Origin of the sequence: Lacibacter cauensis (genome assembly GCF_007830055.1) — a bacterium.
GTDB lineage: Bacteria > Bacteroidota > Bacteroidia > Chitinophagales > Chitinophagaceae > Lacibacter > Lacibacter cauensis.
Genome location: NZ_VLLE01000004.1, coordinates 145822 through 172818, shown reverse-complemented (window position 1 = coordinate 172818; position 26997 = coordinate 145822). Strand labels below are relative to the sequence as shown.

The window sequence follows — 26997 nt, the reverse complement described above, 5'->3', positions numbered from 1 at the left end:
TCAATCTTTCCTTCGTCGTTTGCTGCCCTTCAGCAGTATCGCTTTTCTGTTGCTGTTTTTTTCGGGTGATGATCAACCACAGCAAAAAGCAAAATGGAATGAAGTCTATCAACCAAAAGATCAGTTGCAGTCTTATTTGGAGAAGCTGTATGATCTTACTGATGAACAGCCGTTCTATCTTTCTAACAAAGCCGATTCGTTAGAGCAAACCTTGTGGCGCAAACCAAAGCTGAAAAAAGAGCAAACTGCCTATCTCGATTTTGTACTCAACATCGCTTATCATTTATTACAGCAAGGGCAAATACAGGCCAGCACACGTTGGTACGAAAAGGGATTGAACTATCAGCAGCAACAGAAAGTTGTTTATGAAGCCGAAGAGTTTATCATTAAGCCCCTTGGCAATAATTATGTTCGTTTGGGAGATTATGATAAAGCCATTGCCTTGCAGCAATCTGCGATTGAACACGCAACCGCTGAACAGCAATTGAATCTGCTTCCGTCGCTTTACAGTAACAAAGCGATTACCTATTACTGGCTGGGTGATTATGCTGCAACACAGATAAGCTGCAACAAAGGCTTGCAGTTTATAACGGAGCAACCAACAGTAACCGGTTTATTGTACAATGTAAAAGCCGATGCATTTTATGCAGCAAAGCAAAACGATAGTGCATTTTATTACAATGAAAAGGCATTGGCCTTCTTTCGTTCTGCTGATGCGGTTGATGCGGATGCTTCGTGGATGGTGAGTGCGTTGCAGCTCTCTGCCAAACTGCTGTACGATCAGCAACAATGGAATAAGGCCTTGCAGAAATTACAGAATGCAGAAAAGATACTGGAGCAAACCTATCCCGACAGCAGGCAAAGAGATAAAGCCAAACTGAAAGCCGAAAAAGGGAACCTGTTTCTGCAATTGCAACAGGCCGACAGCAGCATTCAAAATTTCAAAGACGGGCTGCTGTATTTTAATATCAGCAACACTGGTTATTTTCCCGATCATACTGTTACCACGTTGTATGCAGGGTTAGCAAAAGCATTTGCAAAACAACAGCCCGATACAGCAGCTTATTACTATCAGCTTACTGTTGCCAACGATTATTACTGTAACCAGTTGATCACGGTTTCATCCAATGCATTGCAAAGCAGTAACAGTAATACCATCAGCGAAGAAGCGATTGTTTTTTTTGAAGAGCAGTGCAGGCGAACAGGTAAGCAGGAATTGCTGCAGCAGCTGTTATGGCTTGTTGAATTATCAAAAGGTCGTAAGCTGTTAAACGAACAAAACAGAAGCAGGCAATGGCAAACCGACGGTACTGATTTATTACGGCCGCAATTATTTGCAGAGTTACGCAACGATTATTTATTATTAGCCGAAACAAATGATGCAGCAAAGAAAGCATTCATCAGCGAACGGATACGCAAACAGGAATTAGAACTTGGCTTACAGGAAAACCGGTTTGCACAATTGCTGGAGCAACCTTCGTTGCAACAGTTTCAGCAGAAGTTAAAAGAAGTAACGGCAAAGGCAGATTTTATCAGCTATACACTTGTAAGCAACCGAGTTTATTTATTGCATGTAACAGACGGAAAGGTTAACTGCAAGCTGTTACCGGTAACTGTAAAACAACAAACAGATTCGTTGCTTCAAATCTATTTTTCGCCAACATCATCTGCTTATAATAATAACCCGACTGCTTATTTTCAATCGGCAAATGAATTACGAAAGCAAGTACTTCCTGTTGAACTGAAAACTCAATCGCTCATTATATCTGCTGATGGATGGCTGCATAACCTTCCTTTCGAAGCATTGTGTACCGATGCTAAGCAACAGTTTATTGCAGAAAAAACCACAGTAAGTTATGTGTACTCGTTGCTGCAATATGTACGGGCAGCAAAGCAGTCAACAGAAAAAATACCGGTCACCGTTTATACATTCAATCAGCACCAAAATGGATTTGCTGCTTTGCCCAACTCTATCGTTGAAGCAAAACAGTTGCGCAAAAAACTCAACACAACAACTTACGAAGCCACAACAACTGATCCGAATAAATTTGTTGCATCCATGCAATCGGGAGCAGTGTTACATATAGCCGCACATGCGGTGGCCGACAGCTCACAACAACCTTTTCTTGTACTGAAACAAAAATTTTATCTCGGGCAGTTGCAGTATGTGGTTACAGCTGCACCGTTGGTTGTATTAACCGCCTGCGAAACGGCTGCAGGAAAAGTACAGCAGGGCGAAGGCGTTGCAAGTATTGGTCGTGCATTCATCAGCAAAGGTGTTAAAGGCGTTGTTGCAAGCCGCTGGCCGGTTGATGATGCCGTGGCACCGTTATTTGTACAATCGTTTTATACTTCGTTACAAGAACAACATTCACCCGTTACTGCATTGCATGATGCAAGAAAGCAATACCTGCAAAACGCAACAAGTCTTGCACAAAAGAATCCCCTGTTATGGAGTGGGTTCAGTTATATTGGTATCGATCAGCAATTGCAATTACAAACATCTTCTTTTAACTGGTATTGGTTGGTACTGTTAGCACTTCTGCCAATTGGTTATTATTTCTTCCGAAAGTTTAAAGGCTAAGTCACTCTAGCACAAAGCACACAAAGGATTTCACAAAGAGCACAACGCTTAGTGCCTCCGTGAATTCTTAGTGCCCTTTGTGACACCTTGGTTAAAAAAATATTCCCACCAAACCATCTAATAATCAACGATTTAGAAATTATTTAAAAATTTCTTTCCCAAGCAGGGTAACAATCTTTTACTGCTGCGGATATACTTCCAAACAACAAACAAAAACAATTAAAACTTCTTATTATGAAACAGTCAATCCTTTCAACCGTAGCAATTGCAGCAGCCATCAGTTTTACTGCTTGTAAAAAAGACAAAGCAACATATGTGCAGCCACATGTGTTCGAACAAAAAGTAAAAACCTTTTTCGATGCCAACGCTCCCAAGTATGAAGCGTTTACCATCGATGCAACAACAGGTGGCTTACTGTTAACAAGCAAAGGCACAAAAATTAACTTTCCTGCCAACGCATTTAAAAAAGCTAACGGACAAATTGTAACAGGTAGTGTAACCGTTCAGGTGAAAGATATTTACCAGGCGAGTGATATGCTGTTAGGTAATCGCCCAACAGAAGCAGGAGGACAAATGCTGATTTCTTATGGCGAGATGACCGTAAAAGCAAACCAGGGTGCTGATGAATTACAATTGAATGCACCAGCACAGGTAGTAGTGCCTGCCGCACCAAAAGCAGGTGCCAACGGACAGTTCTTGCGTGAAGTACCCATGTGGCGTGGTGATAGTGCAGTAACCTATACGATCAACGGTAACGATCATGAAAACTTACCGGTAACACTTTCGCAAACAGGTTATGTACCACGTGGTGTTAACTGGGTACAGAATGGCAACTTCGCAACAAACAATAACAACGGTACTTCAACTTTCAATCTTGATAGCTTAGGTGTATGGCGCAACTGTGATGCGTTGATGGGTGATCCACGTCCGAAAACAACAGTATTGGGTTACTTCAGCAACCAGTGGAACTCTGCAACAAGTACCAACTATATGGGTGGTGAACCAAGTATGCTCTTCTTTAAAGTGAAACAACAAAACACGCTGGTGAAATTGTACAATAAAATTATCAATGCACCTGCAGGTAAAGAAGGTTTATTAAGTTACCAGAACAGTTTCCCGATTGGTATTGAAGGTACATTCCTCGCCATTACTTTTAAAGACAATAAAATTTACGCAGAAATGCAGGATGTAACAGTGGGAGCGCCTGCAAGTGGTAAAACTTATTACGGTGTAACATTTAACCTTACCGAAGTAACCGAAGCGCAATTGCTTGCTCTGATACAACAACTGAATACCAAGTAAGCACCGTTGTTCATCTGTCGAAAACATCTGTACTATGAAACAAATCCCGGCCTTGGTGCCGGGATTGTTTATTTAAAATCGCTTTGAATAAAATCGGCCAGCAGTTTCATACGGAAGTAAAGATTGCTGATCATCAGCTGCACATTGTTCTTTACCTGTTCTACACTTCCCTTATTCATCTTCTTGAGTGTTTTCAGCTCTACAATTTTTTCATCAATCTTGTCGATGAGACGTTCAGCTGTCCAGCCAATGTATTTTTTATTACGGTCATCGTATACATGGTAGGGTTCAATGGTGCCGGCCTTTAACTTCTTGAATGTAAAATTTTGCTTAATGGCTTCCTGTATGGCATCATTACTCAACAAATCAATAATCGTATCGGGCGATACACTGTTGCGGAATGCATTTTTAAAAATATTGAGGTTGTTCCGAAGTTCCATCAATACTTGTTTCTTCAGTACATCGTTTGTTTTACTTTGCTTATGCAAAAACGAAATCAGGTTATCGAGAGGTGCAATGCCGCTTTTTAGCCAATCAAGATTCATAAATTAAAAATAACGGTTCATGCTTTAATCTGCAACCCAAATTAAGTGCATAAAAAAAGCTCCCGATCAAAGGAGCTTTACAGACAGAAAAACCAGGGTTTATATTTTTTCGAGAACAATAGTGGCATTCACACGTTGCGTGTCTTTCGATACCGTTCCGCCGGAGTTATTTATTTGCGATGAAAATGTTTTCATGTACATGGTTAAACGTTTCCCTTCCAGTTTGTATTTGCAGCCACCTGGCTGTACTGCACCCGAAGTACCGGGAGCCGAAGGAGTACCGGGTGTTCCTTCAAAGTAAATAGAATCGGCACCAACCAGTTTATACTTACTATCGGGGTTTGATGGTGGAATGGTTGTAGTAATGTCGCTCGAATCTTCGGTCTGCAATACATTATTTTCAAACGAACGGATGATTAATTTTCCTGTGTAATCGTATCCGATTCCTTTGCCTGTAAAATTAGTACTGCTGATTGTGTACATGCCAACCGGGTTAGAGCTGGAAAAACGTAATTCAGTTTCAATTTTTGTATCTGTACCAAAAAGGTTCAATGAGGTGGATGCAGTGGTTGAGCCGGAGCTCGAAATCAATTTCCAGTTACCTTGTATGCTGCCGGTACCTGAACCAGATCCAGACCCAGACCCGGAACCGCCTGATCCATTTGCACTAAACGATTCTTCTTTCGAACAGGAAGCAACAGTAACTGCAAGGGTGAAAAGTGTTGCAACTATTTTAGGAAATTTCATGAAGTAAAAGTTTGAGCAATACTACTCATTTTTTTCAATGTTGTACCTTGCTGTTTCATAAGCGTGTTGATTTGGCTCATAAACGTATCATAGCACATTTCGATCTGGATACTTTCTTTGTATCGGTAGAACGTTTGAACGATCCTTCACTCGTTGGCAAGCCTGTTATTGTTGGCGGTACAAGAGAGCGGGGAGTGGTAAGTACCTGCAGTTACGAAACACGTGTGTTTGGTGTACACAGCGGTATGCCCATGGCACAGGCCATGAAACTTTGTCCCCAGGCAATTGTGTTGCAGGGAACACGTGGCGATTACAGCCGCTACTCACGCTGGGTAACGGATATTATTGCAGCAAAAGCACCGCTGTTTCAAAAAGCATCCATCGATGAATTTTATATCGATCTTACGGGGATGGATCGTTTTTTCGATCCCGTACAATGGACGGTTGATCTTCGGCAGGAAATTATTGATGCTACACAGCTACCGATATCTTTTGCTATGGCCTCAAACAAACTGGTAGCAAAGATTGGAACAGATCTGGCAAAGCCCAACAGCTATATCGTTATTGAACACGGAAAGGAAAAAGAATTTCTGGCGCCGTTGCGTGTAAATAAAATTCCGGGCATAGGTGAAAAGGCTTACCATACGTTGCTCGACTTAGGTATTGAAACCATCGGCGATTTGCAAAATGTAAACCCGGTTATGCTGGAGCAACAATTGGGTAAGCATGGAAGAGATTTGTGGCAACGGGCACACGGTATCAGCTTCAGCGAAGTAGCTGCTTACCACGAATCGAAATCTATTTCCAGCGAAAATACATTTCACGAAAACAGGAGCGATCTTCCTTTTCTGGAAGCAGAGATTGTTCGATTAACGGAAAAAATTGCGCATGAGTTAAGGCAGGAAAATAAAATGGCCGGTTGTGTGTCGGTAAAGATCCGTTATCCCAATTTCGAAACACAACAACGGCAGGCATCCATTCCTTATACATTTTATGATGATGAGTTGATCTATAATGCCAAGCAATTATTCCATCAGCTTTATAAAAAAGGACAACCCGTACGTTTACTGGGTGTAAAGCTGAGCGAATTAACCGATGAAGCTTCGCAAACCAATTTATTTCAGGATGTACAGAAGAAGAATGAATTGTATAAAGCCATTGATCAGGTAAAAGAGCGCTTTGGTAAAGCCCTGCTTACAAAAGCACGCAATGCAAAACGTAAAGGCGAAGACAACGAAATGCCCGATGTTTCCTAACTGATGTTTGTAGGGAAAATTTTTTACAGATAAAGTCTATCTGATAAGTAGGGAATATATATCTTTACGGCCTCAACAATTATTCACTATTAAATCTGTTTAACATGAGTTTACGTTTAGGCGATGTTGCGCCAAATTTTAAAGCAAAGACCTCCATTGGTGAAATTGATTTTTATGAGTACCTGGGCGATAGCTGGGGCGTGTTGTTTTCGCACCCTGCCGATTATACCCCGGTTTGTACAACCGAACTTGGTAAAACCGCTCTGCTGAAAAGTGAGTTTGAAAAGCGTGGTGTAAAAGTATTGGCACTGAGTGTGGATGGTGTAGAAAGCCACAAAGGCTGGATTAACGACATTAACGAAACACAACATACCAATGTTGAGTTCCCGATTATTGCAGATGAAGACAGAACTGTTGCCAACCTGTACGATATGATTCATCCGAACGCAAACGAAACATTAACGGTACGTTCGTTGTTCATCATCGGTCCCGATAAAAAAGTAAAACTGTTCATCACATATCCTGCTTCAACCGGCCGTAACTTTACCGAAGTGTTGCGTGTAATTGACTCCTTGCAGTTATCTGCGCAGTATACGGTTGCTACTCCTGCCGATTGGAAAGATGGGGATGATGTAATTGTTGCAAACTCTGTAACAACAGAAGCAGCAGTTGCTAAGTTTCCAAAGGGTGTGAAAATTGTAAAGCCTTACCTGCGTTACACACCCCAACCAAACAAGTAAGTAAGTTTCCTATTGGTTATACTCTGCTATGCGAAAAGCCCCTTAACGGGGCTTTTTTATTTTCACTTACAGTAATCTGCTTATTTTTTTATCCATTTATCAAACTGTTGCAGCATGGCTTTCAGATCTTTCGAAACCGGTGCTTCCAGTTCTTTTGTTGCTCCATCAACATCAGTAAACTTCAGCTTCCATGCATGCAACGCCAACCTGTTCAACAGCGGTCGTTCTTCTTCATCGGCCTTCGATAGTTTGAATTTTTTGCGTTTCAGCGATGATAATAAAACAGGTGTTGTAGTACCATAAATATCATCGCACACAATCGGGTGGCCGATATGCTTCATGTGTACACGGATCTGGTGTGTACGGCCGGTATGAATCTGGAACTGCATCCAGCTGTAAGCACCATATTCATGCAGCACTTTATAATCGGTTAACGATGGTTTTCCTTTTGCATGCGTTACATAAGTAGATTTTTTTACGGGATGCTCCATGATGGCGGCATCAACACTGCCTTCTTCCTGCACAGGTGTACCGTGTACAAGTCCGAGGTAAAACTTTTCTACGGTACGTTCTTCAAATTGCTTTGAAAGAAGTTTGTGCGTTGCTTCATCTTTTGCAAAAACAATCAAGCCGCTGGTAAATTTATCTAAGCGATGAACAATCCATACCTTGCCATATTGTTCATTCAACCAGTCTTTCAATGAAGGTTCGCTTTGTTCACGATCAGGAATAGAAAGCAAGCCTGAAGGTTTGTTCAACGCAATCCAGTGATCGGTTTCGGCAATAATTTCAATTTTATTCTTCATCTCTGTTCTTGCCTTTTTTTTCTTCTTTCTTTTTTACAAACGATTTGTTCAGGAACTTCAGCAAACGCACTTCTTTTTCGTTGAGGTAACGCCATCTGCCACGATCAACATTTTTCTTGGTAAGATTGGCGAACAATACACGATCGAGTCCTTTTACATCGTAACCCAAATGCTCGAACATGCGACGTACAATGCGGTTACGTCCGCTATGAATTTCGATACCTATAATTTTTTTATTTTTCGGATCGGCATAACCCAGTGCATCCGGTGCAATAAAGCCATCTTCCAACGTCAGTCCGTTCATCATCTTTTCAAAATCACCTTTTTCAAGCGGACGATCCAATGTTACTTCGTACACTTTTTTTACCTGGTAACTTGGGTGCGATAATTTTTGTGTAAGCTCGCCATCGTTGGTGAGCAGGAGTACACCTGTTGTGTTTCTGTCTAACCGGCCAACAGGATAAATGCGGCTCATTGGTATTCCTTTCATCAGATCCATTATGGTTCTTCTGCCTTGCGGATCGTCTGATGTTGTAATATAATCTTTGGGTTTGTTGAGTAAAATGTAAACCAGCTCTTTCTGAATAGCGATCTTTTTGCCATTCACAATTACTGTGTCGCCCTCTTCAATTTTATGCCCGGGTTCGGTAACAACCGTTCCGTTTATTTTTACCTTTTCGGCTTTTATTAATTCAACTGCATCTCTGCGGCTGCAAACACCGCAATGGGCAATGTATTTGTTCAGCGGCATTGCTGCATCACTTTTTTCTTTTCGGAAGGTGATGGGTTCGGGAGCTTTCTCCATTTTAAACCGTGCATCTTCCTTTACTACTTTTTTGATGGGTTTGCCCGGAGCTTCTTTTTCAAAACGTCCTTGTTTTTTGTTGCCGGGTTCTTGCGTACTATATCTTGTGCCTTGTGTCTTGTGTCTTGCCCCTTGTGCCTTATCTTCTGGCTCTTGCTTCTTGAATTTTATGCCTTGTGGTCTCAGGCTTCTTTCTTCGGCTTTTTTCTTTTCGAAGTAGGCATTTTTTTCTTCACGTGCCTTTTTCTTTTCCTGGCGGAATTCTTCTTTGATTTGGGCATTGCTTTTACGCCCGGTAAACTTTCCAAAATTGCTTTTTGCCATGCTTGTATGTTTTGCTGTTTTGCAACAGGATGAGCTGCAAAGGTAACTTAATTGCCCAAGGGTGGGAAATCGTCTTTTAACAGACTATGTAACCATGATCAAGCAGGATAAACGATAGAGATGATACCACTCGTTAGCTGTCTGCTTTTTCTAATGCTGAAAAAAAGGATACAGGTCAAACGGTTGCACAACCGCTCAACCATTGAATCAACCACAGGTGCAATACGAAAATTATCTTGCAAGTATTCTTCAAACAAATCGTCTAACTCGGCTATGAGAAATGTTTTTGCTGCCTTGTTCTTTTTTGTTGCGCAATTATCTATTGCTCAACCTGCACAAACACTTTATTTCGACCCGGCTTCTGCAATCGGTGCGCCTGTTTCCCGTTTGTTTGAAAGTGTAACATATATTCCATTGGAAACAACAAGGCAAAGTTTATTTGGACAAATAAGCCACCTGGTAGTTACAGCACAGTATTTTATTGTTTTTGATTACGACACACAAGCGCTTTACTTCTTTGATAAAAACGGAAAGTTTGTAAAGAAATATAAAGATGATAAGTATACGATTGCAGCTTTATACTGGATGCAGAAGGAAAATGCACTTTACATATTGCAGGCAAAATCTTATCGATTAACAGATCAGGAAAGAGACGAGCTGCTGCATACACCGTTTACGAAAAGTACATCGAAGTATGGAAGAGCTGTTTTGTATAATCTCAATAATATTGAAAAAGAGCAGATAAGTGAAATGCCGGATTTTGGAATTTTTATGGCTAACCCAACCTTACTTGCTCCCGGGCAATGGGCATATAGTTCGGTAATAAGTTACAGTGATGCAAAAGACACGGTTGATTTTGAATTGAAGATTTCGAACGGGCAAAAAATAACTAAGGCGTATTTCCCTTATACAAAACGCAGATCAACTTTTTTAAGTGATCCTGCAAACATCGAGTTCTTTGCTGCAAGCCAATCCAATACATTGCTTTTTACACGACCCTATTATAACTCTGTTTACCAGTTAACTCCCGATAGTGTAACAGTGCTTTACAATTTTGTATTGCCGTTCGAGAATACGGTGCCGAAAACATTTTTTACAAAAGAGTTCAGTTCACGGAACGAGTTGAGAGATTACAAGCAAAACAATCCGGCTTATGCATGGCGCATAAATGGGCTCATACCCTTTCATAATCTTTTATTTTTTTCGCTCGATTATCAGAAAAGAGATCGCCGATTCATTTTCGATAAAAGCACCAATCGTTTTTATAATGTGAACAAAATATCGGCCGACAGTACCAATGCATACCTGCCAGTAATGGGTTGGGGTATTCAGTACTACGATACTACTGCTCTGTACAGTAGTATTTCTTCTGATGCCATGTTCCGTTCAAGAGATGCAGAAAAGCATCGTAACCCAGTGTACAGCGAATTGCTTACAAACTATTTCGATAAAAGTAAATCAACTTCAAATCCTGTCATTATCATCCTGAAACCTGTCATCAAAAACAAATGAGATCAATAACCCTTCTGCTGCTGTTGCTACCTGTTTTTCTTTTTGCTCAACAAAAAACTGAAACACCTGCCGGTTCTGTTACCGGTATTGTAAAAGATTCAGCCAATGATTATGGGTTAGAGGCTGTAACAGTTTTGCTGTATAAAAAAAGCGATTCATCGTTGCTCAATTACCAGCTTACAAATACTGCCGGTGAATTTAATTTTCAACAGGTGCCATTGAATGTGCCGATCATTGTCAGTCTTACTTTTTCCGGGTTTAAATCGTACTCGAAAATTATTACGCTCGATAGTCTGCTGCATCCATCTTACAATTTCAACACCATAAAACTGAATACCAACTTTAAAGCCTTGGATGAGGTGGTGGTTACAGCAGTGGTGCCTATTCGCATGAATGGCGATACATTAGAAATAAATCCTGCTGCGTTTAAACTCGATTCAAATGCTGTGGTAGAAGATATGCTGCGGAAAGTACCAGGTATTACATTGTGGGGCGATGGCACGGTAACGGTAAACGGTAAGAAGGTGACCAATGTGTATGTTGACGGGAAACCGTTTTTCGGTAACGATCCTGCAATTGCTACCCAGAACCTGCCGAAAAATGCAATTGAAAAAATTCAGGTATACACAGAAGAAGACCGAACGAAAAGTGCTGCAGAACGAACTGCTGCCGACTCGTTGCTCACAATGAATATTAAACTGAAAGCCGATAAGAAAAAAGGATACTTCGGAAAGGGCAGTGCAGGTATGGGTACCGATCAACGGTTTGAAGCAGATTTGGGGTTACAGGCCTTCAATAAAAAAACAAGATTGGGTATTGGCGGTGCCATCAATAATATTAATAAGAACGTTGATGATCTGCAATCGCTGCTGGGTGAAACCACATTCCGCAGTTTTAACCCCCGTAACAGGTATGTAGCAAATTTTGCCGGCCGTGGTGTAAACAAATTTTATTTCCTGGGTGCCAACCTGCAGCATAGTTTTATTGAAACAACCAATAACCAGCGAAGCAACGAACTGAATTTTGATTTAACCGGTAGAGGAGCAATCAACTATGTGAATTCGCAATCTGATGCAATTACAAGTGCGGCGGGCAATTCCTTTTACAAATCATCTCTCCGTAATTCAACACAGGAGAACGATACCAAAACATTTGCAGTAAACTATAACAAACGGGATATTGGTAAAGATTTTAATATCCGTGCCACTGTAATCGACAATGTTGGTTTTGGTAACTCATCCGGAACAACAGTTACCGAACGTGAAGGAAAAGGTATTGTGAGCGAAAGCAATGAATCGTCTGAATCGGAAACAAAAAGCCGCAGCTTAAATTTTGGAGGAAATTTTTTAAATAAAGACAGTGATGAACGTAACCTGAAAAGTTTTTCGCTCCGTTTCAACGGTAGCTATAACCAAAATGAAAGCATCCGCACAAGCCTGAGCGATCTTGAATCGTTTGAAAATCCGATGCTGAATACTTCGTTCAACCGTCGTTACAATACAAACTCCAGTAACTGGAACAGTTCTGTAAGTGCTACGTATAACGCATTAAAGCGCCTGCTGTTCGGCAGTAATAATCTCTGGAACATTAACATGCGCCTTACCAATAATCTTAATTTCAGCCAATCCGATCTTACATACAACGTAAGTGATTACGATTCTACAAGTAAGATATATGTTGGCAATGCAAAAATCACCAACATTCATCAGAATAACCGCATAAGCGACGAACCTTCTCTTAACCTTTCGAAATCATTTTCAAAAAGATTATCCAACAGGTATTTCAGAAGTATTACCGTTTCCACAAATATTGGTGGCCAGTTTCTGCGTGAAAAAGATCAATCCAACTTCAGCAAACGCAATCTTACAAGGGAGTTTTTTTTCTTTACACCTAATACCAACATCAGCTATTTCTATCAGAAGACGAATGGGTACAATATCAACGCTGCACTAACGCATAACACCAACTATTCTATTCCAGTTCTCGATCAGTTGTTTCCGATCATCGACAGTGCTAATCTTTATTCATTCAATTACGGAAATGCATATTTAAGTCCGTCGAAGCTTAATACGTTTGGCCTCAATCTTAATTATGGCCGTGGTGGTAACAGAAATAAAAAAGCCGATATCAACTTTGGTGTCAATGGCAACTATGTTACAGTGCGAAACGATATAGCAGACAGCAGTTTTTACGATACACTTGGCCGTAAAAATGTTTACCTCATCAATATTAATGGAAGAAGTAACTGGAATGTTGGCGGCAACTTCAATGTGTCGCTCCGGTTAAAGAAAAATGTGTTACAATTTTCCTATAACGGGTTTCTTAACAACAGCAAATCGCCCAACTATATCGATAATGTGTTTTCAACATCCCGTATTCAAAATATAAACAACTCATTGCGTATTTATTTTGCTGTAGGTGAAATTGTTAACTTCTCTGTATCGCAGGGTATTAATATGAGCAACAGTATACAAACAGGAGCCAACCTCCGTTCGTTTAAAAACAAGAACTATTTTACCAGCGCTAATATTAACCTGCAATACCCGAAAGATTTTACGTTGAGTAATACACTCAACTATGTACGAAATACAACCACCAATCAAACCTCTGCATTGTGGAATGCATTTCTCAGCTACCGTTTCTTAAAAAGTAAGCAGCTGGAAGCGAAATTTTCTGCTATGGACATTCTTCGGCAGAATAAAAATATTTCAATCGGGTCGAGCAACAACACGATCACCACCACTGTTACCAATGGCTTGCAACAGTTTTACATGCTTACCATTGCTTATTACCCACGTAGTTTTGGTGGACGACAAGCCGGTGGCCGCAGAGGAACAACAGGAACTCCGGGTGGAAACTTTGGCGGGCAAGGCGGAAGACCGAGGTTTTAAGTTGATAGAAGTTGAACATACAACATAAAAAAAGCGGCTCTGTATGGAGCCGCTTTTTTATTATTACCGCCTTTATTATTTTCTGATAACAAGTTTTTCTGTGTGCAGTATCGATCCTGTTGCATTGGTGATGCGGAGGATATACATACCATTTGGAACTGCTCTTGTATCTATTCTTGTAGCTGTACCGCTGGTAAGCTGTTGCTTAATCATTCTGCCATTCATATCGAAGAGTGTTGCCATTCTTCCTGCTTCGGCAGCATAGTTATACACTACAATAAAGTTGGTGGCAGGGTTCGGATAAATATCAATGCTGTTATCTTTTTTATCTGCCGGAATTGTGTTTTTAATTGTTGTTGATCCCATTTGTACATACTGGCGCATTGAGCCTGGTACGTAAGTAAACTCAAGAATACTTCCTGGGTTTGCCGGTGTAGTTGTTACATTACCTGTTGGTCCTGATGTTGATCCGCTTGAATCGCAGGCTACATAAATTTTTAAACCATCGGGGCTAACGACAACATCACGGTAGCGACCCATACCACGGAAGTAGTTGATGGTATCGGAAATAATCTGCTGGCCGTCGTTGCTTAATTGATAGCGTGCAATTACACCACCTTTTAATGTTGCAACCAATAAGGAGTTTTGCCAACCGGGAATAGCTGAGCTGCCATAAAAATCTGTACCGGAAGGACCAAGTGAAGGCCATAACATATTATCACCACCTGTTGGAGGATTTGATGAGGGGAAGATTGAACGCAATGGTTCTTTGGCATTAAGCGTTACGCAGTTGGCCTGTTCGTTTACAACAGTAAAGCCGCCGATTACACGACCGTTGTAATTACCATCGCAATAGCCTGAAACTTGTGGCCAGCCATAGTTCCGACCTGATTCAATGATGTTAATTTCATCATCGCTGAACGGTCCGTGTTCTGAACTGTAGAGGATAGGAGTACCGTTCACGCTACCCCAAACCAAACCTTGTGCATTGCGATGACCAAATGAATAAACAGGCGTTGGTTGTCCGCCGCTGGTAAACGGATTATCGGCAGGAATCCATGAGCCGCTCACTAACTCTGTATTGAAACGAAGAATCTTTCCTTCATAAATAGAAAGATTTTGTGCATTGTTTGTACGGCTAACATTATCGTATTGTCCGGCACCCATATCGCCAATTGTAAAATACAATTTGGTATCGGGTCCAATAGCCAAACGGCAGGAGTTATGATCGTTACTGCCGGGAATATTTTCGAGGATAGTAACAGGGTCAATCAATGTTTGTGTAAATGCATCATAGCTGTATCGCTCTACTCGTATTCTTCTAACCGTTGCACTTAAGGATTGATAGGTATAGGCAATGTAAACAAATGGTTTGCCCGTCATAAATTCAGGATGTAAAGCCAGACCCATTAAACCATCTTGTCCGCCGGCTAAAACCATTTTACTACCCAAGGTAAGTACAACACGTTTTACACCGGTAGCAGGATTAACAAAGCTTACAGTACCTCCAAAACGTTCGGTATACCAGAGATTATCATCAGGTCCGTAAACAAGATCGTGTGGCATACGCTGGCGTGCAATTACTGTACGTACGTTAAACGATTCGGATGCAGCTGTTGCAGAAAGTGTGGTAACAGGGAATACTGTACTTGAAGATTCGTTACCGGCTGCATCTTTTGCACGCACTGTCATGTTATATGTTGTATTGGGAGCAAGTCCTGTGATGCTGTAAGATGGACCGATGAGTGTACTGCTGTTGAGTTTAACACCGTTCCTGTAAACATCATAGCCGGTAACTCCGATGTTGTCGGTAGATGGCGACCAGCTGAGTACAAATGAAGTGTTTGTAATAAATGCTGCTGCAAGATTTGAAGGCACTGTTGGTGCCTGCACATCCGATACCAGATCTTTTGAAAGACTTGTGCCGGGAATAACTTCTGATGGAGCAGAAGAGCTTTGACCGGGTTTTGCCCAACCAACAGCCAGGTTATCGCTGCCTGTTGATTCTTTCATTAATGCTTCTACATAGTATTTTGTTCCGGCAACAAGTTGAATGGCCACAGACTTTTGTGTAGTGGAAACATTCCATTGACGGGGTTTTGTTGCTTTGGATGTATAGGCAACACGTACTTTATTTGCTGCAAGCGATGTGGTGCTGAGCCAAAGTTCACCTGCATTGTCTGCCGCAATCCAGAAATAATAAGTACCTGTTGTTGGCGGACAGATATAGCCATAAATTCTTACTCCAAGGTTGCTGCCAAGATTACTGGCTGTTTCAAAAAGAGTAAGTGTTCCTGTAACCGAAGGGTTGTTGGGGTAATTAACATTGGAGGTAAGATTGCTGACGTTGCCTCCGGTAATGTTGTTCCATTGTTGAAAATTAATACTTCCTGTACCGGTGCATTGCGCATTGAGTGAGTGTAACGCAAGCAGGCACACGAATGAAAGCAGTAGTAGTTTCATTGTAGTGAATTTTGGGTTTATGTGTATCAAAGGAAGGATTTTTTTATGAAACAAAAGCGCCGGTTTATTACTTAGTAACTTTTACATCTCTTATATAAAAAAGAATGAACATGTGAACAATCGTGTGTTTTAAAGATGTGATTTGCTTGAATAAAAAAGAGCGTTGTTTGATTAATCAAACAACGCTCTTGTACTATTCCTGTTAAACAGTGTTAGAGTTGTCCTTCTTTATTCGCTAACTGACCACAAGCTGCATCAATATCTTTCCCACGGCTTCTGCGTAAACGTGCGTTTACCCTGTTCTTCTCCAGGTAAGCCATAAACTTATCGGTAACGGCTTCATCGGGTTTTTGAAACTTAGCCATGTCGATGGGATTGTATTCAATAATATTGATGAGATCGGCAGGAACCTGTCGATAGATCTTGATCAGCTCATCCGCATCCTTCAGCGAATCGTTGAAATCCTTGAAGAGAATGTATTCAAATGTTATCTCGTTACCGGTTTTTTTGTAGAAGTAATTGAGTGCTTCAATCAGCGATTTAATATCGTTACTGTCGTTGATGGGCATAATTTCATGGCGCTTCGCATCATTGGCTGCATGTAAACTCAGCGCCAGTTTAAACCGCACTTCATCATCGCCCAGTTGTTTTATTTGTTTGGCAACACCGGCAGTTGATACTGTTATGCGTCGTGGGCTCATTCCTAAACCATCGGGTGAAGTAATTTTTTCAATGGCTTTTAATACGTTTTTATAGTTGAGCAACGGTTCGCCCATGCCCATAAATACAATATTGCTGAGCTTCTTTTCATATACCCGTTCGCTCTGTTGGTTGATAAGGACTACCTCATCATAAATTTCATCGTAGTTGAGATTACGTTTACGATCAATATAACCGGTGGCACAAAACTTACAACTAAGTGAACAACCAATCTGCGATGATACGCAGGCAGTTTTTCGATCATCAGTTGGTATCAGTACGCCTTCAACCAAATGTCCTTCGTGTGTGCGGAATCTCGATTTCACCGTTCCATCGGCGGAGTATTGTGTTGCATCAACAGTTAATGCGGGTAAAGTGAATACGTCTCCCAGTTTTTGACGGAGTTCTTTGCTCAGGTTGGTCATATCGGCAAAACTGTGCGCATGCTTTTGCCAAAGCCATTCGTACACTTGTTTTGCTCTGAATTTCTTTTCGCCAATGCTTTCGAAGAAATCGGTGATTTCTTCAAGACTTAAGTGGCGTATATTTCGCTCGTTCGCTACTGCCATAGCGGCAAAGGTACAACGGAGAAACGGATTCGGTTACAAAACGATTGATCTCATCCAAAAAGAAAGCCTTCCGGTTAAAGAAGGCTTCAAAATGAATAGCTTATTGTTTACAGCAAACCGGCTTTTACTTTAAACTTAATATCGGCCCGGATATCGATGGCCTGTGTTACTGTTTCTTTGGTAACAACGCTTGTGCGCAGTTTGTAGCTGCTTGCTTTTACATAGTTGCTCAGATCCTGTGCAGTTGTGGTTAAACTGATGCTTTGTGCAGTAGATGAAATATTGCTGAGGCTTGCAAGCAGTATTTCGTTGTTGCTGTTGGTAGAAATATAAATTTCAACCGACTTTAAAAAGCTGAATGTTTTTGAAGCAGGGTTGGTAATGCTGAGTTTTAATTCCTCCAGTTTAATTTCTTTGATAAGGTTGGCGGCAGTGTTGTTGTTATTGAACTGTTGCGAAGAGTTGGTGGTAACATCGGGGGTGCCCATTTCAAAGGGCAGGTTGATGGGGGAGGAGCTTTCCACCCTGAAATTTGCCTGGTTGCTGATAGAGAAGTTAACCCCCAGTTTTTTACAACCTGTAAAGACAAACGAAATGAATAGTAATGCCAACGCCATGTTTGTTTTCATGTGATAATAGATTTTTGAAACGTAAAAATAAAAAAAGCTGTTACGCTATGTACGTAACAGCTTTTTTTAAAGATTTAGACTTACTTACTGGTTTGCTTTAGCTGCAACGGTTTTTGGATTGTGTGTGCCCAGAAAAAATACAGAAGAACCTTCTCTGTATTGAATGAGGACGTTGTATCTCTTATACTTTGCAGGTATAACCTTTGAATCTTCAATGTTGCTGTTATCTGTAAGTATTTGCAGAACAGTATGTGTGGTTGCAGGCACGAGTTGCTGTGTTGCAGCTTTGCCTGAAAGACTTACTCCCGCATCAATTGTTACAGGACTGTTTACTTCCTTTGTTGTAAAATGAACGGAAATCCCATCAATCCAAACATGCTCAATTTGTATTGTTCTGTTTTGCTTTATCAACAGGTAAACATAATTCCTGTTGGTCTGCTTTGTTTTTTTATCGTAGGTAGTATTTGCGCCATCAATCACTTTTTGCCTGTAGGCATACAGCTTTGCAACCGGATAATTAATTGTACCTGCAAATGAACTGCAAACAAGCAACAACAGTATGCTATAAATAAGTTTCATACGTTTTGTTATTTGTATGTTGGATGCACGGTTGTTAGAGATTACACATTCTTTATTTCGCTTTCACAAATTGTTGCAGATGTTTATACTTTCTGTCGTCGCTCCATATTTCCAGTAAGTAGGTGCCGGTTGATAGGTTGCCGAGCTGAACAGTACCCGCCTGATAACCTTGTGTTTTTTGCAACAGTATCTGTCCACTCATATTCATTACACGTAGATGAATGTTGCGAATACCTGCAATAGTACCTGTGCGGAAATTAATATCGTTGGTAATAACAGTAGGGAAGACAGAAGTGATAAAACGTTTATCATTTACAATTACGTCTGGTACCGCAGTAGGAACATTGCCAATGGTGGTATAGAACATGCCGTTACCATGTGTACCAATAAGCAGGGTGTTATCTGAAGTGCGGAGTGCCAGGTCGTTGACAATGGCGCCTTGTAAGACCGGCGGGCCTTCCATGGTCCAGTTGGTACTTGCACCATTAATGGTTGTAGTACTGAACAAGCCGATGGACGTACCAACATAGTATTCCACGCCGGTTGTTGTGGCAACAATTGCACAGGTTCTGAAAGATGCTGATGCAATATTCCCTTCAACCAATTGCCATGTAGGTGAAGCTGAGGTTGCATTGCCGGTCCAGAATGCACTCGCCACGCCATAGTTGGAAACAACAGCAAGCACTGTATCGGGATTACGAGGATTCACTGCAATTTCACGCACCAATGAACTGGTGGACGATGCTAATGCAGAGGGTGTAATATTAACCGGTATTGCGCTCGGCGCAGCATCACGAGGGTCTGTTAACCGATAGATGCGGCCATTACTTGTACCAATATACAAATGGCTGCTGCTGCCGTTGTATGTTCCTCTTGAGGTAGCTAAAGAAAAAATATTGCCTGTTAAGGTACTGGCAACACCTGTCATCTGTGTCCAACCACTTGCTGATACGGTTGTTGCATTGGTTGTGCGGTACAGCGAATTTAAACCGGCATAATACATCACGTTGGTATTATCGGGGTCAAGGTGAAAATAGGTAATGAACTCGCTTTGTGCACCAGTTGGTTTAAGATCTCCTGATAATGCAGATGCAGCACCATTTGCAAAAATCCTGTACACACTTCCTTCCTGTACGCTGCCAAAAAAATATTGGTTCGTGCCTGCGCCGGAAGTTAAAGCAACAGAGCCGCCATCGCCACCAATCAAAACATAATGATCGTTGGCATCAACAGGTGTCTGTAATCCCGATCCGTTTAAAAAACCTTTTGAATCTCGGTAGGTAGTTGAATTATCCTGTGCACCACCACCAAACGTAAGAGAACCGGCAGCAGGGTCGATGGCAACATGATAGTATTGTAATGTTTGGTATTGGTTGCCTAAGCCGCCCCATAAAACAGTGCCGGCAGTAATATCATTGGTAACAGCTAAACCACCATCACTTCCCACAACCACACGGTTTGTAATGGATGGATGAAATGCGAATGAATGAAAGTCTACATGTACAGCTTCGTTAGGATCAGAATAGTTGGTGGCGGTAAGTCCGCCAATAAACGTTCCAGTTGTTGAAAAGCCATCTGTGGAGCGAAACAGGTTAACGCCTCCCGCTATCACAATATTGGGATTTGTAGGATGCACTGCCAGTAACATATTGTACCCGCCCTGCGTTTCCATATACTTGGTTTGTGTGCCCCCACCGGAAGATAGGGGAACATTGCGGGTTGCCTGCAAGTTAGGCCCACGATTGGCACTCCAGGTAACTGTAGGAAAGTTTGTAAGATCTGCCCTGAAAAGATCAGCTTCCGGTACACTCAGCGATGCGCTGAATGCATTCTGATACATGACATATAAAATATTTGAATTACTCGGCGATACTGCTAACACTGTTTTACCCCATCCGCCGGTATAATCTCCATTTGCATCGGTAGTATTGCTGTATGCACGCCAGCCTGCAACTTGGTCACTGTGCCCGATTCTGGTCCATGTGCCAAATGCACCGGTAGTAGAGGTCCATACACCTGCCGTATCTCTGTCTCTGTTTCTGCCCGAAAAACAAGCATAATAGCGAACCGGTACAACGCCTGGTTTGGATATCACAATATCTGTGATCATGTTTTCAATCTGCTGGTCGGGATTTTCCAATTCACCCGTTTCGTTCAGTACCAATCCCCAGCTTGTTCCACCATTGCTGGAACGAATGATATAATTAAGAATAGCGGCATACACCGTACCGCTGCCATCTACCTGTATATTAAAAACCATATCAAAAATGCTATCGAAGCCTTCACGGGCACTGCTGATGATCGTGGAGCTGAGTTTTGTCCATGTTAAACCGTTATCAGTTGATTTGTAAATACCGTAACCGGGAACAAATGCATTGGGATAAGCAGCAGAAGCGCCTAACAATTCGCCGGTGCCGGCATACCATGTATCTTGAAAACCAGGACGTGGGTCCTGAGCCATACATGTTACAATACGCACATCACTAACTGGACTCACATAGGTCCAGCTGCTGCCGCCATCGGTTGAGCGATAGATACCTCCTGTAACACCTGCCGCCAACATTACTCCATTGTTGCGCATATCATACGCAACGGTTCGGGTTCTTCCTCCATTTTGTGAAGGGCCGGCAGCAGTGTACGTGTTGTTAATGGTTTGGCGGAAACCAGGTTTACTCTGGCGGGCTTTGATTGTCGCCAGCAGTGCAAGATCTTTCCGTTGTGCATCACGTGGAATTTCACCAGTAGCCGGATCGTGGAGCATTTTCCATTCGTATAAACGACGTTTAATGCCACCTTCTTCCTGCTCATCTTCTTCTTGCTGCAACCGTAAAGCAGTTGCTGATTTTTTTTCTAATGAAGTTGATCGGTTGAAAATATAAAAGCCAATAAAGCCAAATGTTAGTGCCAGTAGCGTAATAGCCAATGCCGATTTTGTGCGCATACAGTAGAAATTAAGGTATGCTGTAAGTTAAGAAAAAAACAAGCCTGAATAAAAACCTGTGGAAGGGGAGGGCACAAGGGTAGAAAAACAAAAAACCATCGCTTTAAACGATGGTTTTTATGCGGTGAGGGCGGGATTCGAACCTTTGAAAATTTGATTAAATTGCATTTAGCTTTCGGTATGGGAAACGACTGGTAACAAAGGGATTTATCAGTTAACGCAAAATGAAACTAAAACAGGTTATTAAAAAAACTGCACCACAAACTGCACCACAGCATTGTTTTTTATTACCTTCACGGTAAGTTAAAAGCAAATGATATGGGTACAATCCGTTTTGAACTTCGCAGAGAAGCGAAGTACACCAATAGTAAATCTCCTATTCGCTTAATCTACCAAATCAAAGGGCAACGCAAAAGCATTCCTACCGGCATAATGGTGCTGCCGTATTGCTGGGATAGTAAAGAGCAGCGAACAATTTACATTGAAAAAAAGGCAGCAAAGAAAGCCGCCCCCCTAATTGGGTACGACCAGTTTCTAACCGACAAGGAATCGAAAGAAATAAACAAACGACTTTTAGCCATTAAAAGCGATTTGGAGGCAATTGAGCAGCGGTTTGAATTTGACGGGGTTGTGTATTCGGCCGACATGGTTGCCGCCAAATACACAGAATTGAAACAGCCTGTAACGAAAAAAGACGAAAGCAGCACATTCCTTTTTGATTTCATTGACAAGTACATTAATGAGCATACAACCACAAGAGAGGAAGGAAGCCTACAAACATACAGATCGTTAAAAAGGCATTTACAGGACTTTCAAAAGCATACAAGGCGAAAAATTACATTCGATAAAATTGATTATTCATTTTTTCAATCCTTTCAATCCTTTCTGATTTCACCCACAGGGACAACTACGAACAGAAAGGGGGAAACCGTGCAACGCATTCCATTAACAAATTCGACAGCTTCAAAGCAGCTAAGCACCATTAAAACATTTTTGAACTATGCCAAAAAGAACGGTGTGCAGGTAAGCGATAAGTACAAAGATTTCACAATCAAGCGTGAACCTATGGAAGTAATTGCATTAACAAGCAATGAATTTGAAACCCTCTTTCGACTCGACCTTTCCAACAACAAAAAGTTAGCCCAGGTTCGTGACGTTTTTTGCTTTGGATGCACAACAGGGTTACGTTACAGCGACCTTGCACAATTGAAGCGTGAACACATAAAGCACGATGAAATAAGATTAACAGTAACCAAAACCAAACAGCCCCTTACCATTCCCCTTACTAATTATTCACGGGTAATTTTAGCCAAGTATGAACAGCAGCTAAAGCCATTGCCTGTTATCAGTAACCAAAAGATGAATGAGTATGTAAAGCAACTATGCAAACGTGCAGGAATTGCTGAGCCTATTGAAATTGTAAGGTTTCAAGGAGCAAAGCGCATAGTTAATATTTATCCCAAATATGATTTAGTGGGAAGCCATACCGGAAGAAAGACGTTTGCAACATTATCACTTGAAAAGGGAATGAGTGCTGAACAGGTCATGGCTATTGGAGGCTGGAAGGATTACAAGAGTTTTAAAAGATACGTGAATGTAACAAGCCAGCTAAAAAAGACGGTGATGCTGAAAGCATGGGATGCAGATTTGAGTGAGTTTAAACTTAAAGCCGTATAAGATGAATCTGTTGGAGTTATTAAAAAGAAGCGGCATAAGTAAAAAAGATTTGTTTTGTGATATTGTTAAGCAGTGGGGCTTCACTCTGAGTTTATACAAAATTCAGTTCCAAAAACAAATAGGACGGGCGCCGCTGAAAGAACATTACATAACAGCTAAAATTCAAGAGTTTAATTTGTTTTTTTTGGAAGGAAAAGCCACGGGAATGTTTGCGAAAATGGGCGAAGTGGCAGACTTGTTAAGAATAGGATTTCATTTACAAATTGGGCACCCTGAAACACGCATTTACGACCTTATCAATAATCCGGAATTTAAAAATGCAAGGTTTAACCTTGCTGCTTCAATTAGAAATGCAAAATACTTATCAGATGTGAGCAGTAGCTATCAAGGTTTAAGAATGTGCGAATTGAAGGACGAAGACGAGAAAACGTTTGAAGCGCTTAGTTATGTTGTGGAAGGTGGAAATTTTGCAATGTTGTTTGAATATTTAAAAAAGTATGGGAAAGAGGAAACTGTATCTTTCGAAGCTACCGGCGGTAAAACAAAGTTATACTGGCTGCTTAAAAAATTCTACGAGGGTGGGTGTGAAGCACTTAACCCAAAACAAGTGCAGGGAATTGCAAGAAAGTATGAAATATCGCAAACCACAATACGGAACTATCATTCAAAATTGAAAAATCGAGGATATTTATACGATCCTGAGTATGAACTTCAAGTGTTAGAATTTAAAAAAGTCTATGAATTATTACTTGAAGAGTTCAGAGATAGTAATTTAATTGCATTTAAAGCTGTTGAACTTGAATACACAAGACTTAACAACAGCTTCCCTGACTTATAGTAAAAAAAATTGTGCACCCCCAGTGCACCCCAGTATGACCTAAAACCAGATTCATTTTTGTTCTGCAATAGTGCAATAACAAAAATGAATTTTATGAACAATCCATTTGAAGCGATACTTTCAGAGATTGGCGAAGTAAAAGCCATCCTTAAAGAAACTCCAACGCTTCCCACCGCTGCACAAGTTGAGATTATTGATCGTGCAGAATTATGCAAACGTTTAGCAATTACCGAACCAACAGCAATTCGATGGGAAAAGAAAGGTGCTATACCTTGTTTTCGTATCGGTTCAAACGTTCGTTACAATTGGCACTCTGTTGTTTCTTCACTTGAAAACAGGAGGGTAGCGTAATGGGAGATTTAAGAACACGCAACGCCAACCGCTGGGCGAACTACGTTTCGTTTTTTCCGGTGTGGGGTAAGCACGCAGCAAGTGCAATAAGACAAAACGCTTTATCCAAAAATCAACAGGAACAAGCGAACGCAATCAATCCAATTGATCCGACGTACCAAACAAGCCCGTTTGCACAGGAGCAACTTGATACAGCAAGACAAAGTTTAAATGCAAGGATGCCAGGAGCAGCGACACAGGAGAATAACCTATACCGCAGTCAAGCAAACTCAATGATGAATCTTGCAAGGGCTGCAAATCCTCAGCAGTTGATAGCCGCCGCCGGTGCAGTGCAAAACAATACAGAGAATGCACTGAACAACCTTGCCGTGCAGGAGGCTCAATATCGCACAAGCATGTTGGGCAATTTGAACAACGCATTGCAAGTAATGACAGGCGAAAACGATAAAATTTACGGTGATCAATTGAGAAAGTTTGACCGTGACTTTAACTACAAACAGGGGCTGCTAAATTCAGCAGAGCAAAACAGGGCGAACGTTTCAGAGAGCATTAGCAACGGCGTTACATCAATTGCAAATACAGTTCTGCAGTTTGCGGGCAATGGCGGTTTTAATAAGCAACCACAACAGACTTTGCAGCCGGTATCAGCTAATCCAATGAGCAGCTTTAATCCTGCAAACATTGGTTCACCATTGAACACGGCACCACAAGGAACGGGCAATATTTACGGCCGCCGTTTCTCTCCGTCTGTTAGTTGGTTTACGCCCCCACAGGCGAACTACACGCCCACGATTTACGGCAGGCCATAACACAGGCAGGAAATAAAACAGGCAAGCCCGTAATGCTTGCCTATTAGTAAAATGTAAAGAGAATAAGATGAGCGAAATTACCGAATTACTCGCCAATTATGACGGCGAGCCAAAATACAAAGTACAGTTGCAAAAGGTTTTTGAAGCATGGCAGATTGAGCCTGCAACAATGAAAGAAATTGAGGTAAGAACAGGCATTGATAGAGCGAATATTTGCAGGTATGTTGCCACATTACGAAAAGCAAAACTGATTGCTGCACTCAATAAGCGTGAATGTAAAATCACAAAGAAAACAGCAACCGAGTTTACAACAGATCCCGGATTATTCCCGGCGCTTACTCAATCAGTTTTATTTGCTCAATAGTACACATGATCGACTACATGAAATTATGGGTAGAAGATCGGGCGCAAATCGAAACAACGACAGCACTTCCTTTCCTGCAATGGAGGCAAGAACATGACCCAAAAACGGGGGAAGTGCTGCACGTTGATAAAATGGTTTGTGAATGGGGTGTGTTTCAACTAACTCAGTTTTCTAAGACACGCTTACAAATTGCAGGTTCACTGCATAAGTATTGGCAAGGCACTAACCACAAACAGTTTACTTTCTCCGATGTGCAGGATGCTATTAGGCACATGTGCAGCCTGCTAAGATTAAACCCAATGCTTGCACTCATTAAGAACCTGGAGGTTGGTTTTAATATTCACCCGGCGCTTGCAGCCAGTGAAATAATAGATCAGTGTATCTGCTATCGCAACACAAGACCCGCATGGCCTTATGAGAAAGAAAATGAGGCATTTTATTTCATTGAGTTTGCAAGTGGTGACAAGTTTATCAAGTTGTATGACAAAGGCAGGCAATACAGCACTACAAACACGCTGAGATTTGAAACGAAGTACATGCGATCAAGGGAATTGATAGTACAAGGAGCAAAAAGCCTGTTTGATTTAACCTGCGATAAGGTGCTGTTTACATTAGGTCGGAAAACCGTGCAAGATGCAACAGATTTAGTTTTTACAGATCATACAATCAGCATAGAAAGCATGACCGAGAAGGAAAAGAGATTGTTTGAGATAATGCAGAATCCGAATGTATGGGTGTACAGGAATTGTAAAACATCAACAGACTATAGAAAGGAGAGAGAGTTTGAACGTATAGTAAACCAGTACGGAACGAATAAGCATAAGGAACAAATAGTAAATCTTGCAGGGCAAGCGCTTCAACAGTTGGCCTGCTCATAAATTACAAATGCACGGTTTTCCTATCTAATTATAATCGGAAAACCTTGCACAAAGCAATTCAGCAAATGCAATACATACACTTAAAAAGAGCCTTGAACTTAACACAGGCTTTCAAACAGATAAAGGAGCGTGACGACTTAACGTTTAACCTGTCAGCAGTAAAGATCCTACTTGTAATAAGCGAAAGACAGTCGCACTTTGGCTGCACTGCAACTATGATAGCGGAGGCAATGGGCAACACAAACAGCAGAACGCAGCTGAGGAAAAACATTGATTCCCTGCTAAAGCATGAACTTGTTTTCGTGGAGCAATTCGGTAAAACAAAGAAGTACCGGCCGACGATCAGCGGCTTTAATCTGCTAACAGAAATTGACAAGGCAGTAGGTAAAACGAAATTGAAAAAGCAATCTAAACGAAAGCCGACCCGCCCGGTTTCAAAAAAGCCCGTTCCCCTCAAAAATTAACCCGGTACTGTGGATGATAGACCCCCTCTGTATAGCGAAGTACCATTTTTTTCATGTGCAAACAGGCCAAAAACAGGGAGTCATTTTAACTCCCCTCGAAAAAAGATGAAAGTATTTTTACAATGATGTTGCAAAAATGAGAGGGTTGATAATCAGTAAAAAATATCCGAGTATTTATCACATTACAAATAAAGTGTCATAAAGGGTACAGGGTTACCCCGTTT

General features: G+C 41.3%; 22 protein-coding genes. 13 read left to right on the top strand and 9 right to left on the bottom strand.

The window, feature by feature from the left end; genetic code table 11:
* Positions 1-19 precede the first annotated feature (19 nt).
* Both IQ13_RS10895 and IQ13_RS10890 read left to right on the top strand, forming a co-directional pair.
* Positions 20-2584, top strand: coding sequence for a CHAT domain-containing protein (locus IQ13_RS10895; protein ID WP_144886408.1), 2565 nt, complete (start codon positions 20-22; stop codon positions 2582-2584).
* Positions 2585-2818: 234 nt separating this feature from the next.
* Positions 2819-3886: a hypothetical protein gene (locus tag IQ13_RS10890; protein ID WP_144886407.1), complete on the top strand. Its 1068-nt coding sequence runs from the start codon at positions 2819-2821 to the stop codon at positions 3884-3886.
* A 68-nt stretch (positions 3887-3954) separates the two neighbouring features.
* On the opposite strand, the gene IQ13_RS10885 is transcribed toward IQ13_RS10890, so the two are convergent.
* Both IQ13_RS10885 and IQ13_RS10880 read right to left on the bottom strand, forming a co-directional pair.
* A complete protein-coding gene (locus IQ13_RS10885) occupies positions 3955-4431 on the bottom strand; it encodes a hypothetical protein (RefSeq protein ID WP_144886406.1) in 477 nt (158 codons plus the stop codon).
* Positions 4432-4530: 99 nt separating this feature from the next.
* Entirely contained in the window at positions 4531-5178 is a 648-nt protein-coding gene (locus IQ13_RS10880) for a hypothetical protein (protein ID WP_144886405.1), read from the bottom strand.
* Positions 5179-5249: 71 nt separating this feature from the next.
* Here IQ13_RS10880 and dinB point away from each other — a divergent pair, with 71 nt between their 5' ends.
* Positions 5250-6434 carry a DNA polymerase IV gene (gene dinB / locus IQ13_RS10875; protein WP_144886404.1) on the top strand — a complete coding sequence of 395 codons (1185 nt, stop codon included), beginning with the start codon at positions 5250-5252 and terminating at the stop codon, positions 6432-6434.
* A 104-nt stretch (positions 6435-6538) separates the two neighbouring features.
* On the top strand, positions 6539-7174 hold the full coding sequence (locus IQ13_RS10870; RefSeq protein WP_144886403.1) for a peroxiredoxin: 636 nt from the start codon (positions 6539-6541) through the stop codon (positions 7172-7174).
* An 80-nt stretch (positions 7175-7254) separates the two neighbouring features.
* Here IQ13_RS10870 and IQ13_RS10865 read toward each other — a convergent pair whose 3' ends face one another.
* Together IQ13_RS10865 and IQ13_RS10860 are read right to left on the bottom strand one after the other, a co-directional pair.
* Positions 7255-7980, bottom strand: coding sequence for an RluA family pseudouridine synthase (locus tag IQ13_RS10865; RefSeq protein ID WP_144886402.1), 726 nt, complete (start codon positions 7978-7980; stop codon positions 7255-7257).
* Complete coding sequence (locus IQ13_RS10860) at positions 7970-9109, bottom strand: pseudouridine synthase (RefSeq protein ID WP_144886401.1); 1140 nt, start codon at positions 9107-9109, stop codon at positions 7970-7972. Before IQ13_RS10860 ends, IQ13_RS10865 begins: the two co-directional genes overlap by 11 nt.
* A 273-nt stretch (positions 9110-9382) precedes the next feature.
* Between IQ13_RS10860 and IQ13_RS10855 the strand changes: the two genes are divergently transcribed.
* Both IQ13_RS10855 and IQ13_RS10850 read left to right on the top strand, forming a co-directional pair.
* Positions 9383-10621 (top strand): 6-bladed beta-propeller, encoded by a 1239-nt coding sequence (locus tag IQ13_RS10855; protein ID WP_158637372.1) that lies wholly within the window; start codon positions 9383-9385, stop codon positions 10619-10621.
* Complete coding sequence (locus IQ13_RS10850) at positions 10618-13512, top strand: outer membrane beta-barrel protein (RefSeq protein ID WP_144886399.1); 2895 nt, start codon at positions 10618-10620, stop codon at positions 13510-13512. Before IQ13_RS10855 ends, IQ13_RS10850 begins: the two co-directional genes overlap by 4 nt.
* A gap of 75 nt (positions 13513-13587) precedes the next feature.
* Here the strand turns inward: IQ13_RS10850 and IQ13_RS21750 are convergent, their stop codons facing one another.
* From IQ13_RS21750 to IQ13_RS10825, 5 genes are all read right to left on the bottom strand, one after another.
* On the bottom strand, positions 13588-15975 hold the full coding sequence (locus IQ13_RS21750; protein ID WP_144886398.1) for a PQQ-dependent sugar dehydrogenase: 2388 nt from the start codon (positions 15973-15975) through the stop codon (positions 13588-13590).
* Positions 15976-16187: 212 nt separating this feature from the next.
* Entirely contained in the window at positions 16188-17243 is a 1056-nt protein-coding gene (rlmN, locus tag IQ13_RS10840; RefSeq protein ID WP_144886397.1) for a dual-specificity RNA methyltransferase RlmN, read from the bottom strand.
* 107 nt (positions 17244-17350) lie between these two features.
* Positions 17351-17872 (bottom strand): hypothetical protein, encoded by a 522-nt coding sequence (locus tag IQ13_RS10835; protein ID WP_144886396.1) that lies wholly within the window; start codon positions 17870-17872, stop codon positions 17351-17353.
* Positions 17873-17956: 84 nt separating this feature from the next.
* The gene (locus IQ13_RS10830; RefSeq protein WP_144886395.1) at positions 17957-18451 is read right to left on the bottom strand and encodes a hypothetical protein; all 495 of its coding nucleotides are present in this window, start codon (positions 18449-18451) and stop codon (positions 17957-17959) included.
* Between the two features lie 52 nt (positions 18452-18503).
* Positions 18504-21392 carry a T9SS type A sorting domain-containing protein gene (locus IQ13_RS10825; protein ID WP_144886394.1) on the bottom strand — a complete coding sequence of 963 codons (2889 nt, stop codon included), beginning with the start codon at positions 21390-21392 and terminating at the stop codon, positions 18504-18506.
* 318 nt (positions 21393-21710) lie between these two features.
* On the opposite strand from IQ13_RS10825, the gene IQ13_RS10820 reads away from it, so the two are divergent.
* The 7 genes from IQ13_RS10820 (at position 21711) to IQ13_RS10790 (ending at position 26773) form a co-directional block, all read left to right on the top strand.
* Positions 21711-23069, top strand: coding sequence for a tyrosine-type recombinase/integrase (locus tag IQ13_RS10820; protein ID WP_144886393.1), 1359 nt, complete (start codon positions 21711-21713; stop codon positions 23067-23069).
* A 1-nt stretch (position 23070) separates the two neighbouring features.
* The gene (locus tag IQ13_RS10815) at positions 23071-23907 is read left to right on the top strand and encodes a hypothetical protein (RefSeq protein WP_144886392.1); all 837 of its coding nucleotides are present in this window, start codon (positions 23071-23073) and stop codon (positions 23905-23907) included.
* 93 nt (positions 23908-24000) lie between these two features.
* The gene (locus IQ13_RS10810; protein ID WP_144886391.1) at positions 24001-24258 is read left to right on the top strand and encodes a helix-turn-helix transcriptional regulator; all 258 of its coding nucleotides are present in this window, start codon (positions 24001-24003) and stop codon (positions 24256-24258) included.
* Complete coding sequence (locus tag IQ13_RS10805; RefSeq protein ID WP_144886390.1) at positions 24258-25067, top strand: hypothetical protein; 810 nt, start codon at positions 24258-24260, stop codon at positions 25065-25067. The genes IQ13_RS10810 and IQ13_RS10805 overlap by 1 nt, the downstream gene beginning before the upstream one ends.
* Before the next feature lie 67 nt (positions 25068-25134).
* Complete coding sequence (locus IQ13_RS10800) at positions 25135-25431, top strand: MarR family transcriptional regulator (protein ID WP_144886389.1); 297 nt, start codon at positions 25135-25137, stop codon at positions 25429-25431.
* Positions 25432-25436: 5 nt separating this feature from the next.
* Positions 25437-26309 (top strand): hypothetical protein, encoded by an 873-nt coding sequence (locus IQ13_RS10795; RefSeq protein WP_144886388.1) that lies wholly within the window; start codon positions 25437-25439, stop codon positions 26307-26309.
* A gap of 65 nt (positions 26310-26374) precedes the next feature.
* Complete coding sequence (locus tag IQ13_RS10790; RefSeq protein WP_144886387.1) at positions 26375-26773, top strand: hypothetical protein; 399 nt, start codon at positions 26375-26377, stop codon at positions 26771-26773.
* Positions 26774-26997: the final 224 nt, after the last annotated feature.